The following is a 16,305-nucleotide window of genomic DNA, read 5'->3' as shown; positions in this document are numbered from 1 at the left end:
AGGCACGAAGCCATGGATAAGGTCCAGGACAACCGGGCTTGGTTCCTGATCATCCCGGTCTTTCTGATCGTCGCCTTCAGTGCGGTGATCCCGCTGATGACGGTGGTCAATTATTCGGTGCAGGAGATCTTCGGCCCAGGCCAGACTTTCTTCGTCGGCACCGAATGGTTCGAGGCGGTGCTGAAGGACGAGCGGCTGCACGACGCGCTGGTCCGCCAGATCGTCTATTCGCTGGCGGTGCTGGCCATCGAGATCCCCTTGGGCATCCTGATCGCGCTCGGCATGCCCGGCGGTCGCAGCGCTAAGACGTCGCTGACGCTGGTGCTGCTGGCCCTGCCGCTGCTGATCCCGTTCAACGTGGTCGGCACCATCTGGCAGATCTTCGGCCGCGGCGACATCGGCCTCCTGGGCGCCACCTTCCGCGCCATCGGCATCGACTACAACTACACCAACAATTCGGCCCATGCCTGGGTGACGGTGCTGGTGATGGATGTCTGGCACTGGACCAGCCTGGTGGCCCTGCTGTGCTACGCCGGCCTGCAGTCGATCCCGCCGGCCTTCTATCAGGCGGCCAAGATCGACGGCGCCTCGAAATGGGCGGTGTTCCGCTACATCCAGCTGCCGAAGATGCGCGGCGTCCTGATCATCGCGGTGCTGCTGCGCTTCATGGACAGCTTCATGATCTACACCGAGCCGTTCGTGCTGACCGGCGGCGGTCCCGGCAACTCCACCACCTTCCTCAGCCAGTATCTGACGCAGATGGCGGTGGGTCAGTTCGACATCGGCAAGGCTGCGGCCTTCTCCATCGTCTACTTCCTGATCGTGCTGCTGTTCAGCTTCATCTTCTACACCATCATCACCCGCACCGGCGAGGGAGAGAAGAAATGAGCAAGGCTGCGGTTCTCGCTCCCGGTTCGCTGGCGATGCCGGCCAACATCCGCCGGTCTTCCGCGCGGGTATCCAAAAGGACGATCATTCTCGTCTGCTATGTTGTCTTCCTCATGCTGCCCATCTACTGGATGGTCAACATGTCCTTCAAGACGAACGAGGAGATCCTGTCGGGCCTGACGCTGTACCCGCACAACCCGACGCTGCGCAACTACGCCATCATCTTCACCGATCCCAGCTGGTACAGCGGCTACATCAACTCGATCTATTATGTGACGCTGAACACCATCATCTCGCTGACGGTGGCGCTGCCGGCGGCCTACGCCTTCTCGCGTTACCGCTTCATCGGCGACAAGCACGTCTTCTTCTGGTTGCTGACCAACAAGATGGCGCCGCCGGCCGTGTTCCTGCTGCCCTTCTTCCAGCTCTACCAGACGGTCGGTCTGTTCGACACGCACATCGCCGTGGCGCTGGCCCACTGCCTCTTCAACGTGCCGCTGGCGGTCTGGATCCTGGAAGGCTTCATGTCGGGCGTGCCGCGCGAGATCGACGAGATGGCCTACATCGACGGCTACAGCTTCCCGCGCTTCTTCGGCACGGTGTTCCTGCCGATGATCCGGGCTGGCGTCGGCGTCACCGCCTTCTTCTGCTTCATGTTCAGCTGGGTCGAGCTTCTGCTGGCCCGCACGCTGACCTCGGTCGATGCCAAGCCGATCGCCGCCACCATGACCCGCACCGTCAGCGCGTCGGGCATGGACTGGGGTCTGCTGGCCGCCGCCGGCGTGCTGACCATCCTGCCGGGCGCGCTCGTGATCTGGTTCGTCCGCAACTACATCGCCAAGGGCTTCGCCCTGGGCCGCGTCTGAGGGAGATCGCGTCATGGATATGGACTGGATGGCGTGGACCACGCCGACCGCGATCTTCTTCCTGTGCATCGCCCTGATGCTGGCCGGCATGACGGTCTGGGAGGTGGTGTCGCCGACGGTGGAGGCCAAGGGCTTCCTGCCGATGCGCACCACCCGAGGCGACCGCCTGTTCATCGGCCTGCTCGGCAGTGCCTTCATCCATCTGGGGTGGCTCGCCGCGACCGACGCGTCGCTGTGGGGCGCCTCTGCGGTCGCGCTGGTCTGGATCGCCCTGGTCATCCGCTTCGGCTGAGGGAAAACAGAGTTTTCAAGGGATTCGTCACTGCCGCCAAGACGGCATCTGACGAGGTGAGCGGCAGTTTCCGCCGGTAAGAGCAATACGAAACGTCAACCCGACATCAAGTCGATCAAGTGGGAGGAAGCATGCTTCAGCAACAGACTTCGCGTCGTTCTCTGCGGCGCCGCCTGACCGGGGCCGTGATGGCCGGTGGCATCGGCGTTCTGCTGGCGATGGCCTCGGCCGGCCCGTCCGCCGCCATGACGCCGGACCAGGAAGCCGTCGCCAAGCGCATCATCGAGGAACTCCAGCCCTCCACGCTGTCCAAGGACGAGCAGATGAAGGAGCTGGAGTGGTTCGTGAAGGCCGCCGAGCCCTACAAGGGGATGGAGATCAACGTCGTCTCCGAAACGCTGACGACGCACGAGTTCGAATCGAAGACGCTGGCCAAGCTGTTCAGCGAGCTGACCGGGATCAAGCTGAAGCACGACCTGATCCAGGAAGGCGACGTCATCGAGAAGCTGCAGACGCAGATGCAGTCGGGCCGCAACGTCTATGACGCCTACGTCAACGACAGCGACCTGATCGGCACCCATGTCCGCTACGGCCAGGCCATCGCGCTGTCCGACTTCATGGGCGGCGAAGGCAAGGACGTGACCCTGCCGACGCTGGACGTGAAGGACTTCATCGGCACCAGCTTCACCACCGGTCCGGACGGCAAGCTCTACCAGCTGCCCGACCAGCAGTTCGCCAACCTCTACTGGTTCCGCGCCGACTGGTTCGCCCGTCCCGACCTGAAGGAGAAGTTCAAGGCCAAGTACGGCTACGACCTGGGGGTCCCGCTCGACTGGTCGGCCTACGAGGACATCGCCGAGTTCTTCACCAACGACGTGAAGGAAATCGACGGCGTCCGCGTCTACGGCCACATGGATTACGGCAAGAAGGACCCGTCGCTCGGCTGGCGCTTCACCGACGCCTGGCTGTCGATGGCCGGCGCCGGCGACAAGGGCCTGCCGAACGGCAAGCCGGTGGACGAGTGGGGCATCCGCGTCGAGGGCTGCCGCCCGGCCGGCGCCTCGGTCGCCCGCGGCGGCGACACCAATGGCCCGGCCGCCGTCTATTCGCTGGTCAAGTACATCGACTGGCTGAAGAAGTACGCGCCGCCGGAAGCCGCCGGCATGACCTTCTCCGAAGCCGGCCCGGTTCCTGCCCAGGGCAACGTCGCCCAGCAGATCTTCTGGTACACCGCCTTCACCGCCGACATGACGAAGCCGGGCCTGCCGGTGGTCAACGCCGACGGCACGCCCAAGTGGCGCATGGCCCCCTCGCCGCACGGTCCGTACTGGGAGCAGGGCATGAAGCTCGGCTACCAGGACGTGGGCTCCTGGACGCTGCTGAAGTCCACCCCGGCCGAGCGCCGCAAGGCGGCGTGGCTCTACGCCCAGTTCACCGTGTCGAAGACCGCGTCGCTGAAGAAGACGCTGGTCGGCCTGACGCCGATCCGCGAAAGCGACATCAAGTCCGACGCGATGACCCAGGTGGCCCCGAAGCTGGGCGGTCTGGTCGAGTTCTACCGCAGCCCGGCCCGCGTCGCCTGGACGCCGACCGGCACCAACGTGCCGGACTATCCGAAGCTGGCCCCGCTGTGGTGGCAGAACATCGCCGAAGCCGTGACGGGTGAGCGCACCCCGCAGCAGGCGATGGACAATCTTGCCGAGCAGATGGAGCAGGTGCTGGCCCGCATGGAGCGTGCCAACATCGGCGGCGAGTGCGCGCCGAAGCTGAACCCGAAGAAGGACGCCAAGGAGTGGTTCGCTGCCCCCGGCGCCCCGAAGGCCAAGCTCGACAACGAGAAGCCCAAGGGCCAGACCATCGCCTATGACGACCTGCTGAAGGCGTGGAAGGAAGGCCGCGCCCAGTAACGGGCTGGCGGAACGGTTCTCCTCCTGGCGCTTCGTCCTGGTTGGGCCAGGGGTAAACTGTGGGGCGGCGGCATGCTGCCGCCCCACTTTTATCTTCGATCACCTTGCTATTCCCTCTCCCCCCGCTCACGCGCAAACGAAGTTTGCGGGGGAGAGGGGGAGACGCGCGATAATTGAATAAGTGAGGGATACACAGCATGAGCAAGGCCGGCCACATCCTCGCCATCGACCAGGGCACCACCTCGTCGCGGGCGATCCTGTTCGACGGCCGGGGGACGCCGCTGGCCGAAGCACGGCGCGAATTTCCCCAGCATTATCCTGGCGACGGCTGGGTCGAGCATGATCCCGCTGACATCCTGCGCGACGTGCGCACCGTGGCGCGCGAAGCGGTGGAGAAGTCCGGGGTCGATGCGTCCGCCATCGCCGCCATCGGCATCACCAACCAGCGCGAAACCGCCGTGGTGTGGGACCGCGCGACCGGCGAGCCGATCCATCGCGCCATCGTCTGGCAGGACCGCCGCACCGCCGCGCTCTGCCACGATCTGGTGGCTGCCGGCCATGCCGAACTGGTGCGCTCCCGGACCGGCCTGCTGATCGACGCCTATTTCTCCGCCACCAAGATCGCCTGGATCCTCGACCATGTGCCGGGCGCCCGTGCTCGGGCTGAGCGGGGCGAGCTGTGCTTCGGCACCATCGACAGTTTCCTGATCTATCACCTGACCGGGCGGCAGGTGCATGCGACCGACGCGACCAACGCCTCGCGCACCATGCTGTTCGACATTCATGCCCAGGATTGGGACGACGAACTGCTGAGGCTGTTCCGCGTGCCGCGCGCCATGCTGCCGCGGGTGCTCGACAGCTCCGACGATTTCGGCGCCACCGAGCCGGACCTGCTCGGTCGGCCGATCCCCATCGCGGGCGTTGCCGGCGACCAGCAGGCGGCGGCCTTCGGGCAGGCCTGCCTGACGCCGGGCATGGCGAAATCGACCTACGGCACCGGCTGCTTCGCGCTGATCAACACCGGGGAGACGCCGGTGGTGTCGAAGAACCGGCTGCTGACCACCGTCGCCTACCGGCTGAACGGCAAGACATCGTATGCGCAGGAAGGCTCGATCTTCGTGGCCGGCGCCGCGATCAAGTGGCTGCGCGACGGCATCGGCATCATCACCCATGCCAGCCAGACCGACGACATGGCGACCCGCGTTCCCGACAGCCACGGTGTTCTATTTCGTCCCGGCCTTCGTGGGTTTGGGCGCGCCGCACTGGGATTCGGATGCCCGCGCCGCGATCTTCGGCATGACGCTGGACGTCGGTCCGGCCCACATCGCCCGCGCAGCACTGGAGGCGGTGGCCTTCCAGACCCGCGACCTGATGGAGGCGATGGCCGGCGACTGGGGCGGCACCATCAACGCGCTGCGCATCGACGGCGGCATGGCGGCCAACGACTGGCTCTGCCAGTTCCTGGCCGACCTGCTGAACATGCCGGTCGAACGGCCGAAGGTGATCGAGACCACGGCGCTGGGGGCCGCCTGCCTCGCCGCGCTGAAGGTCGGAGTGTTCGATGGGCTGGAGTCGGTGTCGGACGCCTGGCGCAGCGAGCGCCGCTTCGAACCGCGCATGGAGCAGGGCAAGCGCGTCCGTCTCTATGCCGGCTGGCGCGACGCCGTGGCGCGGGTGCGGTCGGAGCGTTGACGGCTTCGGTGGCGGAAATTCGCAGAGACTTTGGCGCAGACGGGCAAGTGGCCCAGATCGCCTGCCGGTAATCTGACCTTGGTTGCGCGCTCCTCCCTCGGGTGCGTCGTCCTCGCCGGTTCAGCGGGGACACTGGGCCGGACGGTCGATACCGTCCGGCCCTTTTCTTTTCCGGTCACACCCCTTCGCGGTCGGCCAGCATGTGGCGGATTTCGCTCTTCAACAGCTTGCCGGTGGCGGTGTGGGGCAGGCTGTCGACGAAGCGCACGTCGTCGGGGATGCACCATTTCGCCACCTTGCCGTCGAAGACCGCCAGCAGTTCCTCGCGGGTGACGGTGGAGTCCGGCTTGCGGACGACGACCAGCATCGGCCGCTCGCCCCATTTCTCGTCGGGCACGGCGACGGCGGCGGCTTCCTGGACGCCCGGATGGCCGACGGCGATGTTCTCCAGGTCGATGGAGCTGATCCACTCTCCGCCCGACTTGATGACGTCCTTGGTGCGGTCGACGATCTGGATATAGCCGTCGGCGTCCATCGTCACCACGTCGCCGGTCTCGAACCAGCCCGGCACCGTCTGGTGGGCCGGGCTTTCCGTCACGCCGAAATAGCCGGAGCAGACGGTCGGGCCGCGCACCAGCAGCCGGCCGAAGCTGGTGCCGTCGCGTGCCACGTCGTTGCCGGAGCCGTCGACGACGCGGAACTGCACGCCGCAGATCGGCCGCCCCTGCTTGGACGCCAGCGCCAGGGCGGCCTCGGCATCCTGTCCCCGATGCTTGCCCTTCGGCGTGTTGGCGAGGCCGAGCGGGCTGGTTTCCGTCATGCCCCAGGCATGCAGGACCTCCACCCCCATCTCCTGGAAGCGCTGGATCATCACCGGCGGGCAGGCGGAGCCGCCGATGGCGATGCGGCGCATGCTGGTCAGTTTCTTCTTGTTGGCGTCCAGCCAGTTCAGCAGCGCCAGCCAGACGGTCGGCACACCGGCGCTGTTTGTGACCTTCTCGGCCTCGAACAGCTCATAGAGGCTGGCGCCGTCCAGCTTGCCGCCGGGGAACACCAGCTTGGCGCCGACCATCGGTGCGGCATAGGGCACGCCCCAGGCGTTGACATGGAACATCGGCACCACTGGCAGCACCACGTCCGATGCCGACAGGCCAAACACGTCCGGCACGCAGGCGGCGATGGCATGCAGGTAGGAGGAGCGGTGGCTGTACAGCACGCCCTTCGGGTTGCCGGTGGTGCCGGAGGTGTAGCACATGCCGCAGGCGGTGTTCTCGTCCAGTTCCGGCCAGTCGAAGCCGTCCGGCTGCCCGGCCAGCAGTTCCTCGTAGCACAGCAGGTTGGGCAGGCTGGAGTCCGGCATGTTGGCGCGGTCGGTCATCACGACGATGCCCTTCAGCCCGGTCAGCTCGTGGGCGATGCCCTCCAGCAGCGGCACGAAGGTCAGGTCGGTGAACAGCAGCCGGTCTTCGGCGTGGTTGACGATGTAGGCGATCTGTTCCGGGAACAGGCGCGGGTTGATGGTGTGGCAGACCATGCCCGAGCCGCCGATGCCGTAATAGCATTCCAGATGGCGGTAGCCGTTCCAGGCCAGCGTGCCGATGCGGTCGCCCGGCTTCATGCCCAGCGCCGCCAGCGTGTTCGCCAGCTTCTGGGCGCGGACCCAGGCGTCGGCATAGGTGTAGCGGTGGATCGGCCCCTCGGTGGTGCGCGACACGATCTCGGTGTCGGCATGGTAGAGCGCTGCGTGACGCAGGATCGACGTCACCAGCAAGGGGCCATTCATCATCATTCCGCGCAGCATCGTTTCACTCCCGGTTCGGTCGCTTCTGGTTTTGGGCCGTCTGCTCTTGGGTCGTCTGGTGGTGGGGTATCGTCATCCGTGCAGGTGGCGAGGCGCCGTTCGGCATCGGTTTCCATCGCCTTCAATTCACCGATCACCTCGCTGATTTCGGAGCGCATCCGCTCAAGCTCGACGAGGCGGGCGCGGATTTTGCGCAGCCCGTCGCGGTATTGCCTGGCGCTGGGCCGGCCGGAGCGGTAGTGGGCGAGATACTCGGCGATCTGCTCCAGCGAGAAGCCGACCCGGCGGAACTTCAGGATCATCATCAGCCGGGCACGGTCGCGGTAGGTGAACACCCGCCGCCCTCCGGCCCGTTGCGGCGCCAGCAATCCCTTTTCCTCGTAATAACGCAACGCCTGCGGCGTGAGGTCGAACTCCGCCGCCAGCTCCGTCACGCCATACACCCGGTCCCGTTCGGCCATGGACAATCCCCTGTGCCGACGATTTCGCCACGGCTGCCGGAGGGAAGTCAACGTCAATGAGCTAAAGCAGGCTTTACCTTGTGCCAAGCCTCCTGTCGTTTGCCGCGACGTTCGGTCTGCGGACGGCGCGGTGCGACTGTGGCAGAGATTTCACATGACAAGCCGCGGCGGCCGGTGCTTCCTGCGCTCGGCTTTGGGGATGAGCGGCAGCGAGGTTGGGGGAGTGGGTGTGACGGGAAGGACCAGCCTTTTGCGCCGTCTGATCGGCGAGCCGTGGGACCTTGCCGTGGCGTTGGGACTGCTGGCCCTGCTGGTGCTGGTCGCCGTCACCTTCCGCCAGTACGGCATCTCCAATGACGAGGAGGTGCAGCATGTCTATGGCGCCAAGCTGATCGACTGGTACCGCAGCGGCTTCAGCGACAATTCCGCCTTCACCTACAAGAACCTCTATCTCTATGGCGGGCTGTTCGACATGGCGGCGGTGGCGCTGGCGCCGCTGCTGCCCTTCGATCCGTACGAGACGCGGCATCTGTTGTGTGCCCTGATCGGGGTGGCGGGGGTTGCGGTGGTCTGGGCTGTGGGGCGCCGGCTGGCCGGACCGCGCGCGGGGTTCCTCGCCGGGGCGCTGCTGGCGCTCTGCGGTCCCTGGTATGGCGGGCTGTTCAACCACACCAAGGACGTGCCCTTCGCCGTGCTGATGATGGCGGCGGTGGCGCTGCTGGTGCGGCTGGCCGGGCAGATGCCGCGGCCGCGCCTGCCCACGGTTCTGGGATTCGGCGTTGTCGTCGGGCTGGCGCTGGGCATCCGGGTCGGGGCGCTGCTGCTGATCGGCTATGCGGCGGCGCTGCTGGCGGGGTGGCTGCTGCTGGGTGGCATTTCCGTCGCCCGGCTGCGCGAGACCGGGCGGGGGGCGCTGCGCCTGCTGCCGGCGCTGCCGGTCGCCTATGGGCTGATGGCTGTCTTCTGGCCTTGGGCGGTGCTGGAGCCGCTGAACCCCTTGCGGGCGCTGGCCGATTTCTCGCACTTCCATTACCCGATCCGCACCCTGCTGGGCGGCACCGACTATTGGATGTACGAGGTTCCGCGCAGCTATCTGGTTCTGGTATCTCGGGATCAAGCTGCCGCTCGTGATGCTGGGCGGTGCCGTGCTGGGACTGCTGGCTCTGCCGGCGGCGATCCATCGGGACCGGCTGGCGGGCAGGGAGGGCATCGCCCGCGCGGTCGGCTGCGGGCTGGTGGCGCTGGCGGCGCTGTTTCCGGTGGTCTGGTTCACCGTCACCCATGCGCCCGGCTATACGGCGATCCGCCATTTCCTGTTCGTGCTGCCGCTGCTGGCCGTGCTGGGCGGAATCGGGCTCGACCGGCTGCTCGGCTGGGCCGGCGCCTGGAGGTTTGGCGTGTCCCAGCGCAGCGGGCGCGGGCTGTCGGCCGCCGTGCTCGCCGGGCTTGCGCTGGCGCTGGTCCTGGGGCGCGAGGCGGTAATCCTGGAGTCGCTGCACCCCAACGAATATGTCTATTTCAACGAACTGGTCGGCGGCGTCGCCGGCGCGGTGCGCAAATACGATGTCGATTACTGGGCCAACAGCCTTCCCGAAGCGGTCGAGGATCTGTCGGAGGTCATCGCCGCGGAGGAGGCGCGCACCCACCGCCACCGCAGCTACAGCGTTGCCGTCTGCGCCGAGCCGCTGGCCTTCGAGAAGCTGGCGCCGGCCAACCTGCATTGGGTCACCGACTGGACCCGTGCCGACTTTTTCATCGCGCCGACGCAGGAGGATTGCGACACGCTGATGACCGGCCCGACGGTGGCGGAGGTCGAGCGTGACGGCGCCCTGCTGGCGGTTGTGAAGGATCTGCGCAAGCCGGAGGAACCGGCGACGACCGTCGAAATGGCCCGCCTGCGCACCGGCCGCCAGCAGCGCCACTGGTGGTGACGGTCGGCTATCCCCGCGGCAGGAAGCGCGTGCGGTCCAGGCCGTGTCGGGCCATCTTCTCGTTCAAGGTGCGGCGGGGGATGTCCAGCAGGTCGATCACCGCCTTGATGTCGCCCTTGCAGCGCTCCAACGCCTGTTCGATCGCCCGTTTTTCGAAGGCATCGACCTGATCGGCCAGGGCGCGCGGCGGTGTAGCCGCCTCTCCCCCGACGGGGCGGCGGCGCAGCAGGCCAGCGATGCCACTACGCCCGACCGACAGGACATGGCGTTCGGCCAGATTGCGCAGCTCCCGCACATTGCCGGGCCAGTCGTGGGCGAGCAGGGCGTCGAAGTCGGCCGGCTCCAGCGGACGCGGTTCGCGGTTATGGCGGGCGGCGAACTCGGCGGTGAAATAGTCGAACAGCAGCGGAATATCCTCCGCCCGTGCCCGCAGCGGCGGGATGTGCAGTTCCGCCACGTTCAGCCGGTAATAGAGGTCGGCGCGGAAGCGTCCCTCCTCGCTGAGGTCGAGCAGGTCGATCTTGGTCGCCGCGACCAGCCGCAGATCGACCGCGACCTGCTTGTTGGAGCCCAGCCGTTCGATGGTGCGTTCCTGGAGCGCGCGCAGCAGCTTGACCTGGATGGCGAGCGGCATGCTCTCGATCTCGTCGAGGAACAGGGTGCCGCCGCTGGAATGCTCCAGCTTGCCGGCGCGGCGCTGGGTGGCGCCGGTGAAGGCGCCGGGCTCGTGCCCGAACAGCTCGCTCTCCGCCATGCTGTCGGGGATGGCGCCGCAATTGACGGCGACGAAGGCGCCCTTCTGAGCCCGCGAGCCGAAATCATGCAGGCAGCGGGCGACCAGTTCCTTTCCCGTGCCGGTCTCGCCATGGATCAGCACGCTGGCGCTGGTGGCGGCGAGGTCGATCAGGTCGCGCCGCAGTTCGGCGATGGCGGGGGAGGTGCCGATCAGCCGCGCCTCGATCCCGCCGCCCGCCGCGCGGCGGCGCAGGCCGCGATTCTCCAGCACCAGACGGCGCTTCTCCACCGCGCGGCGGAGGACGGCGACCAGATTGTCGGGCTCGAAGGGCTTCTCGATGAAATCGTAGGCGCCGCGCCGCATCGCCTCCACCGCCAGGGCCACGTCGCCATGGCCGGTCACCAGGATCACCGGCAGGTCGGCGTCGCGCTCCAGCGCCCGTTCCAGCACCGCCATGCCGTCCATCCGCGGCATCCGCACGTCGGTTACCAGCACGCCGGGAAAGTCGGGCGACAGCAGGTCCAGCGCCGGCTGCGGCGTCTCGAAACCCTGCGCCGCGAAGCCGGCCAGTTGCAGCCATTGCGTCACCGACACGCGCATCGCCAGCTCGTCGTCGATGAAAAGTACGGGGGTGGCAAGCGGATCGGTCTTCATTCGGCCCTCACTGTGCCTCCGGCAGTTGGACGACGAAGCAGGCGCCGCCCTCGGGATTGTTCTCCGCCCGCAGCGTGCCGCCGAAATCCCGCACGATGCCATAGGACAGCGACAGCCCGAGGCCAAGCCCCTGCCCGACCTCCTTGGTGGTGAAGAAGGGGTCGAACAGCTGGAACTGGTGCGCCTCGGCGATGCCGGTGCCGGTGTCGCGGATGCGGATCTCCCAACCCTCGGCGGTGCGGACGGCGGTCAGGGTCAGGCGGCGCTCATCGCTCCCGTCCATGGCGTCGGCGGCATTGCGCAGCAGGTTGACGAAGACCTGCTCCAGCCGCACCGCATCGCCGCGCACGCGGGCGTCGGGCGGGATCGATCGGTCAACCTGCACTTCCTCCTCGCGCAGGCGGGAGGTCAGCAGGGCCAGCGCGCGGTCCATGGCGCGGGCGACCGGAACGGCCTGCACCCGTGCCGGCCCCTTGCGGGCGAACTCCTTCAAATGGCCGGACAGCAGCGCCATCCGCTCCGCCAGATCGCCGATCATGGCGAGGTTGTCGCGGACCATCGCCGTTTCCCCCCGTTCCGCCAGCAGTCGGGTGGAGGCGACGAAGGTGCGGATGGCGGCCAGCGGCTGGTTGATCTCATGGGCCAGCGCCGCCGACATCTGGCCAAGGGCCGCCAGCTTGCCGGCCTGCACCAGCTCCTCCTGCGCGTCGCGCAGGATGCGGTTGGCGGTCACCAGCTCGGCCGTGCGCTCCTCCACCCGGCGCTCCAGCGTCACCCGCGCCTCACGCTGGAGCCGCAGGGTCTGGCGCCGCTGCCAGCCCAGCGCCGCTGCCGCGGCCAACAGCAGGATGCCCATGGCGGTCAGTGTGGCGGCCCCGGCCGCTTGCGCCTTCACCGGCTCCAGGTCGGACAGGAAGCGGATGGTCCAGCCGAACTCTGGCAGGGCAAGCTCCTGCATCAGAAAGGCGCGGCGGGTTGCACCCGGATCGGAGGTTCCCGGAACCGAGAACCGGCAGGCTGACCAGCCGGGCGCCGTTTTCCATCGGCGGGCCGTCACGCAGGCCGAGCGGGGGCAGGTCGCTGCGGTCATACTGGCGGGTCTGGGCCAGCCTGTCCGTCACCGCATCGGGCAGCGGACGCAGGGCGCGGTATTTCCATTCGGCATGGCTGGACAGGAAGACGATGCCGTTCTCGTCGGTCACCAGCACCCGCTCGCCGCCGGCGGCCCAGTCGCGCTGGACCGTTTCCAGATCGATCTTGACCACGGCGACGCCGGTCAGTGCCTCGCCCTGACGCACCGCGTGCGACAGGAAATAGCCGGGCAGGCCGGTGGTGACGCCGATGCCGAAATAGCGGCCGCTGCCGGTCTCCACCGCCTGACGGAAATAGGGGCGGAAGTCGTAAGTGTGCCCGACGAAGCTTTGCGCCGGATCGGCCCAGTTGCTGGACGCCAGCGCCAGGCCGGAGCGGTCCACCACATAGAGCGCCGCCGAACCCGCCGCCGTGTTCGCCATCTCCAGCCGGCGGTTTACGGCGTCGCGCCGCTGATCGGAAGGAGCGTCGAGCAGGTCGAGCACCTCATGATCGCGGGCGAGCAGGAAGGGCAGATAGTCGTAACGGCCGACCGCGCTGCGGATGCTGCTGGCATAGAGGCCGAGACGCTGGTCGCCGTCGAGGGTCAGCGCCGCCCGCGCCTCCGCCTCCGCCCAACGAAAGGCGCCCCAGCAGGCCAGTGCCGTCACCGTGGCCAGCGCCGCGACGAGGAGCGCCAGCCTGCGGCGGCGCAGCGGACGGGGGAGGACGGAGTCGGCCATGCCTGTCTATGGAGCCGCCGGGGCGACGCTGTCCAGCGCCTTTTCCGATGGAGCGGCGGAGCGGTGAGACAGCACCGGATTTTGAATGAACGTTCAATCAAAAAAGCCGGCGCAGGAAATGCTGGAGAACCATTTCTATGCCTATGTCAAATGAATGCCTGTCCAATGCGTGACATTGACCGGGTTTTGTTGTTTGCGTCACTTTCATGATGCACGAAAGCCGGCTATGGTGCGCCGCCGACGGCTTGGACTTGACCTTGCCGCACCTGCCGGCAACGGGATCGAAACGGGGGGACAGGATCATGGACGCCGAATCCATTCGCGCCGCTTATCGCCGCTATGCCGGCTTCTACGACCGCGTGTTCGGGGTGCTTCTGGCATCGGGCCGGCATGCGGCGGTGGAGTGGCTGAACCGTCGCGGCGGTCTGCGCATCCTGGAGGTCGGCGTCGGCACCGGCCTGTCGCTGTCCGATTACCGCAAGGACAACCGCGTCGTCGGCATCGACCTGTCCACCGACATGCTGAAGGTGGCGCAGGACCGGGTGGCGCGCGAGAAGCTCGACCATGTAGAGGGGCTGCTGGAGATGGATGCCGGCAAGCTGGCCTTCGCCGACGGCAGTTTCGACGTGGTGGTCGCCATGTATGTGATGACCGTCGTCCCCGACCCCCAGGGCACGATGGCGGAGCTGGAGCGCGTCTGCAAACCCGGCGGCGACATCGTGATCGTCAACCACTTCGCTGCGCCCGAAGCCGGTGTCCGCCGCGCGGTGGAGGGGTGGCTGTCGCCCCTGTCGAAGAAGCTGGGCTGGCGGCCGGATTTCACGCTCGATGCGATGATGACCGGGTCGCGGCTGGCGGTGGAGAGCATCCGCACCCTGCCACCCTTCGGGCTGTTCAGCCTGCTGCACTGCCGGCGTGGCTAGTGTGTGACGGCCGCGATGGTCAGGCTGGGACGCGCTCGGCACGGTCGTTCCGACGCAGGGCGCGGCTCCGCCGGCCGGCCATGATCGCCGGCCGCTCGATCGCCAGATGGACGAGGCTGGCGACTGCCACGACGAGGATTCCTGCCCCCGCCAGCGCCAGCGTGTAGAGCCCTGCATCCTCCCCGACAAGGGCACGGACGGGCGCGTTGGCGGTGATCGCTGTCCAGATCACGATCCCGTGCAGCAGATAAACGCCATAGCTGATGTCTCCCAGCCAGAGGATCGGCTGACAGGTCAGGGCTCCGCGAAAATTCTGACCGGCGGCAACGGCGATGAAGAACAGGCCGAGCCCCAGCACGGGGAGCGGCGCATAGGCGGTGTCGAAGCCTGCCACAGCCGCCGACAGGCCGGCGAGCGCCACCGCCAGACCGCGGTCCGACCGCGCGAACCGGGCGAGGCCGGGCCGGCGGATCGCATAGGCGGCGGCGATGCCGCCCAGGAAGCACTCCAGCACCGCAAGGCTGAAATTGCGGAAATAGAGCAGAAGGATCAGCGTCGCCGCGACCGAGACGAGGGCCGGCCGCAGCCGGCGGGCCGGCGTGACCAGGAAGGCGACTGCGGGCAGTGCCGCGTAGAACAGCAGCTCGTAGGGTAGGGACCAGGTGGCATAGGCGACGATCTGCCCGGTATTCTCCAGGCCGTTGATCGGCGGCGCCTTGAAGGTCGCCCAGCCAACCAGCCGGCGCAGCAGGTCGAGCGGACCGGTTTTGAGTTCGAAGCCCGTCGAAGCCAGCGCCAGCACCGCGACCAGCAGCACGGCGACGGCATAGACCGGATAGACGCGGTAAATGCGGGACGATACGAAGCCGGGCCAATCCATGCCCGGCCCTGTCTTCAGCAGCTTGTCCCAGAACAGGAAAGCCGTGACCATGAAGAACAGCGCCACGCTGGCCTGTCCCATCTGGATGTAAAGCCTGGAAGGCGGCAGCGCCCAAAGGCCGGTGTGGAGATACTGCCAGGTGATGATGCCGTGATGGATGAACACGGCATAGGCCAGCAGCCCGCGCATCCCGTCGATGGCGGCATAGCGGCCACCATATTGGCCTTCGGTGCAGACCCGCGGGCGAAGCGGACGGGGAACGAGGCGCAGAATGGCCCAGGACGCGCAGATCGCCACCGCGAAGAGGAAAACCGCCAGGAGCGGGGAGAAGGCCATAGCGTCGTTCCGGGTCATCATGCGCAGCCCTCGTGGGGCTGCGTGATGGGGAGATACCTGCGGATCGCTTGTCAAGGCCGTTCGCCGGTCTCCGGCTGGGGCCACCGCTCCATCCCGCGTGACCGCGCCCGCCGCCTGCTGTTAGTCTCGGCGTCACCACACAGGCGATCACGGGAGCGGGACCATGGCCGGACAGAGCGGCGATCTGGCGGGGAAGCGGATTCTGGTGCCGGAAAGCCGGGACCTCGACCTGTTTGCCGGCATGATGGAACAGCATGGGGCCGAGACGATCCGCTGCCCGATGGTGAAAATCCTCGACCTCGACGATCCGGCACCGGCACGGTCGTGGCTGGATCGGCTGCTGACCGAGGGGTTCGACGACATCGTCCTGCTGACCGGCGAAGGGTTGCGGCGGCTGATGACCGTCGCCCGCGCCATGGAGCGCGAGGCCGAGGTGATCGCCGCCATCGGCCACGCGCGGGTCTTCGTCCGTGGCCCGAAGCCGGTGAAGGCGCTCCGCGAGATCGGTTGCGCCCCCTACAAATCCGCCCCGGCCCCGACCACCGACGGCGTCATCGCCATGCTGGGGGAGGAGGATTCTGTCCGGTCGCCGCGTCGGTATCCAGCTCTATCCCGACAACCCGAACGAACCGCTGCTGGAGGCGGTGCGCGCGCGGGGCGGCCAGCCAGTGGCCGTCACCCCCTACCGCTACGCCAACGATTCGGAGACCGGCGCCGTCCAGGCGGCGATCCGCGACATGGCGGAGGGGCGCATCGACTTCGTCGCCTTCACCGCCTCCCCCAGGTGCGGCGCCTGCACGAGGTGGCGGAGGCCTGCGGCCTTGGCGACGCCTTCCGCCAGGGCTTCGCCAGGACGCGCATCGCCGCCGTCGGTCCGGTGGTGGCCGAGGCGGTGGAGGCGGCCGGCGGAACCGTTGCGGTTTCTCCCGAATCGACCTTCCATATGAAGCCGCTGGTCAACGCCATCCGGCGGCTGCTGACGGAGGGGGAGGGAAACGGGCCGGCTTGATCGGGCCGGGGCCTGTGGTGGTCAGCGACCTTTCGCCCCACCCCTCTTCTGCGCAGGTCAATTGATAACAATTCTCACTCTCGTTTAATCTTTG

General features: G+C 67.4%; 13 protein-coding genes and 2 pseudogenes. 9 read left to right on the top strand and 6 right to left on the bottom strand.

The genetic code is table 11. From position 1 onward, the window contains the following. Nucleotides 1-12: 12 nt before the first annotated feature. The 5 genes and pseudogenes from ACWPN8_RS01610 (at nt 13) to glpK (ending at nt 5,645) form a co-directional block, all read left to right on the top strand. Complete coding sequence (locus ACWPN8_RS01610; RefSeq protein ID WP_098735304.1) at nt 13-888, top strand: carbohydrate ABC transporter permease; 876 nt, start codon at nt 13-15, stop codon at nt 886-888. Further along, the gene (locus tag ACWPN8_RS01605) at nt 885-1,754 is read left to right on the top strand and encodes a carbohydrate ABC transporter permease (protein ID WP_492239680.1); all 870 of its coding nucleotides are present in this window, start codon (nt 885-887) and stop codon (nt 1,752-1,754) included. Before ACWPN8_RS01610 ends, ACWPN8_RS01605 begins: the two co-directional genes overlap by 4 nt. Before the next feature lie 13 nt (nt 1,755-1,767). Next, nucleotides 1,768-2,046 (top strand): DUF2160 domain-containing protein, encoded by a 279-nt coding sequence (locus ACWPN8_RS01600; RefSeq protein ID WP_244592272.1) that lies wholly within the window; start codon nt 1,768-1,770, stop codon nt 2,044-2,046. A gap of 131 nt (nt 2,047-2,177) precedes the next feature. Next, a complete protein-coding gene (locus ACWPN8_RS01595; protein WP_109448388.1) occupies nt 2,178-3,953 on the top strand; it encodes an ABC transporter substrate-binding protein in 1,776 nt (591 codons plus the stop codon). Nucleotides 3,954-4,150: 197 nt separating this feature from the next. Then, a pseudogene (glpK, locus tag ACWPN8_RS01590) lies at nt 4,151-5,645 on the top strand (glycerol kinase GlpK). A gap of 175 nt (nt 5,646-5,820) precedes the next feature. On the opposite strand, the gene ACWPN8_RS01585 reads toward glpK, so the two are convergent. After that, nucleotides 5,821-7,446: a 3-(methylthio)propionyl-CoA ligase gene (locus tag ACWPN8_RS01585; RefSeq protein ID WP_492239679.1), complete on the bottom strand. Its 1,626-nt coding sequence runs from the start codon at nt 7,444-7,446 to the stop codon at nt 5,821-5,823. After that, nucleotides 7,431-7,907: a MerR family transcriptional regulator gene (locus ACWPN8_RS01580; protein ID WP_492239678.1), complete on the bottom strand. Its 477-nt coding sequence runs from the start codon at nt 7,905-7,907 to the stop codon at nt 7,431-7,433. Before ACWPN8_RS01580 ends, ACWPN8_RS01585 begins: the two co-directional genes overlap by 16 nt. On the opposite strand from ACWPN8_RS01580, the pseudogene ACWPN8_RS01575 reads away from it, so the two are divergent. Together ACWPN8_RS01575 and ACWPN8_RS01570 are read left to right on the top strand one after the other, a co-directional pair. After that, nucleotides 7,906-8,718, top strand: a pseudogene (locus ACWPN8_RS01575) (glycosyltransferase family 39 protein); the annotation flags it as partial. The gene ACWPN8_RS01580 and the pseudogene ACWPN8_RS01575 sit on opposite strands and share 2 nt — an antisense overlap. Before the next feature lie 319 nt (nt 8,719-9,037). Then, nucleotides 9,038-9,838 carry a hypothetical protein gene (locus tag ACWPN8_RS01570; RefSeq protein WP_492239766.1) on the top strand — a complete coding sequence of 267 codons (801 nt, stop codon included), beginning with the start codon at nt 9,038-9,040 and terminating at the stop codon, nt 9,836-9,838. Nucleotides 9,839-9,845: 7 nt separating this feature from the next. Here ACWPN8_RS01570 and ACWPN8_RS01565 read toward each other — a convergent pair whose 3' ends face one another. From ACWPN8_RS01565 to ACWPN8_RS01555, 3 genes are read right to left on the bottom strand one after another with little or no spacing between them, the layout of a single operon-like run. Continuing rightward, the gene (locus ACWPN8_RS01565) at nt 9,846-11,228 is read right to left on the bottom strand and encodes a sigma-54-dependent transcriptional regulator (protein ID WP_492239677.1); all 1,383 of its coding nucleotides are present in this window, start codon (nt 11,226-11,228) and stop codon (nt 9,846-9,848) included. A 7-nt stretch (nt 11,229-11,235) separates the two neighbouring features. Then, nucleotides 11,236-12,123, bottom strand: coding sequence for a sensor histidine kinase (locus tag ACWPN8_RS01560; RefSeq protein ID WP_492239676.1), 888 nt, complete (start codon nt 12,121-12,123; stop codon nt 11,236-11,238). Beyond that, on the bottom strand, nt 12,011-13,042 hold the full coding sequence (locus tag ACWPN8_RS01555) for a cache domain-containing protein (RefSeq protein ID WP_492239675.1): 1,032 nt from the start codon (nt 13,040-13,042) through the stop codon (nt 12,011-12,013). Before ACWPN8_RS01555 ends, ACWPN8_RS01560 begins: the two co-directional genes overlap by 113 nt. 302 nt (nt 13,043-13,344) lie before the next feature. Here ACWPN8_RS01555 and ACWPN8_RS01550 point away from each other — a divergent pair, with 302 nt between their 5' ends. Continuing rightward, nucleotides 13,345-13,965 carry a class I SAM-dependent methyltransferase gene (locus ACWPN8_RS01550; protein ID WP_109448403.1) on the top strand — a complete coding sequence of 207 codons (621 nt, stop codon included), beginning with the start codon at nt 13,345-13,347 and terminating at the stop codon, nt 13,963-13,965. 19 nt (nt 13,966-13,984) lie between these two features. Here ACWPN8_RS01550 and ACWPN8_RS01545 read toward each other — a convergent pair whose 3' ends face one another. Next, entirely contained in the window at nt 13,985-15,202 is a 1,218-nt protein-coding gene (locus tag ACWPN8_RS01545) for an acyltransferase family protein (protein ID WP_492239674.1), read from the bottom strand. 163 nt (nt 15,203-15,365) lie between these two features. On the opposite strand from ACWPN8_RS01545, the gene ACWPN8_RS01540 reads away from it, so the two are divergent. Continuing rightward, the gene (locus tag ACWPN8_RS01540) at nt 15,366-16,211 is read left to right on the top strand and encodes a uroporphyrinogen-III synthase (protein ID WP_492239673.1); all 846 of its coding nucleotides are present in this window, start codon (nt 15,366-15,368) and stop codon (nt 16,209-16,211) included. Nucleotides 16,212-16,305 lie beyond the last annotated feature (94 nt).

The sequence above is a fragment of the Azospirillum sp. UENF 112521 genome, assembly GCF_058780665.1.
Note: the sequence above shows the minus strand (reverse complement) of the source record. Positions and strands in the feature narration are given on the sequence as shown.

What these genes read in the sequence shown, in the direction of transcription:
- ACWPN8_RS01540 (WP_492239673.1), top strand. Translation starts at nt 15,366, where the DNA reads ATGGCCGGACAGAGCGGCGATCTGGCGGGGAAGCGGATTCTGGTGCCG.
- ACWPN8_RS01565 (WP_492239677.1), bottom strand. Translation starts at nt 11,228, where the DNA reads ATGAAGACCGATCCGCTTGCCACCCCCGTACTTTTCATCGACGACGAG.
- ACWPN8_RS01605 (WP_492239680.1), top strand. Translation starts at nt 885, where the DNA reads ATGAGCAAGGCTGCGGTTCTCGCTCCCGGTTCGCTGGCGATGCCGGCC.
- ACWPN8_RS01610 (WP_098735304.1), top strand. Translation starts at nt 13, where the DNA reads ATGGATAAGGTCCAGGACAACCGGGCTTGGTTCCTGATCATCCCGGTC.
- ACWPN8_RS01595 (WP_109448388.1), top strand. Translation starts at nt 2,178, where the DNA reads ATGCTTCAGCAACAGACTTCGCGTCGTTCTCTGCGGCGCCGCCTGACC.
- ACWPN8_RS01550 (WP_109448403.1), top strand. Translation starts at nt 13,345, where the DNA reads ATGGACGCCGAATCCATTCGCGCCGCTTATCGCCGCTATGCCGGCTTC.
- ACWPN8_RS01545 (WP_492239674.1), bottom strand. Translation starts at nt 15,202, where the DNA reads ATGATGACCCGGAACGACGCTATGGCCTTCTCCCCGCTCCTGGCGGTT.
- ACWPN8_RS01600 (WP_244592272.1), top strand. Translation starts at nt 1,768, where the DNA reads ATGGATATGGACTGGATGGCGTGGACCACGCCGACCGCGATCTTCTTC.
- ACWPN8_RS01580 (WP_492239678.1), bottom strand. Translation starts at nt 7,907, where the DNA reads ATGGCCGAACGGGACCGGGTGTATGGCGTGACGGAGCTGGCGGCGGAG.
- ACWPN8_RS01555 (WP_492239675.1), bottom strand. Translation starts at nt 13,042, where the DNA reads ATGGCCGACTCCGTCCTCCCCCGTCCGCTGCGCCGCCGCAGGCTGGCG.
- ACWPN8_RS01570 (WP_492239766.1), top strand. Translation starts at nt 9,038, where the DNA reads ATGCTGGGCGGTGCCGTGCTGGGACTGCTGGCTCTGCCGGCGGCGATC.
- ACWPN8_RS01585 (WP_492239679.1), bottom strand. Translation starts at nt 7,446, where the DNA reads ATGCTGCGCGGAATGATGATGAATGGCCCCTTGCTGGTGACGTCGATC.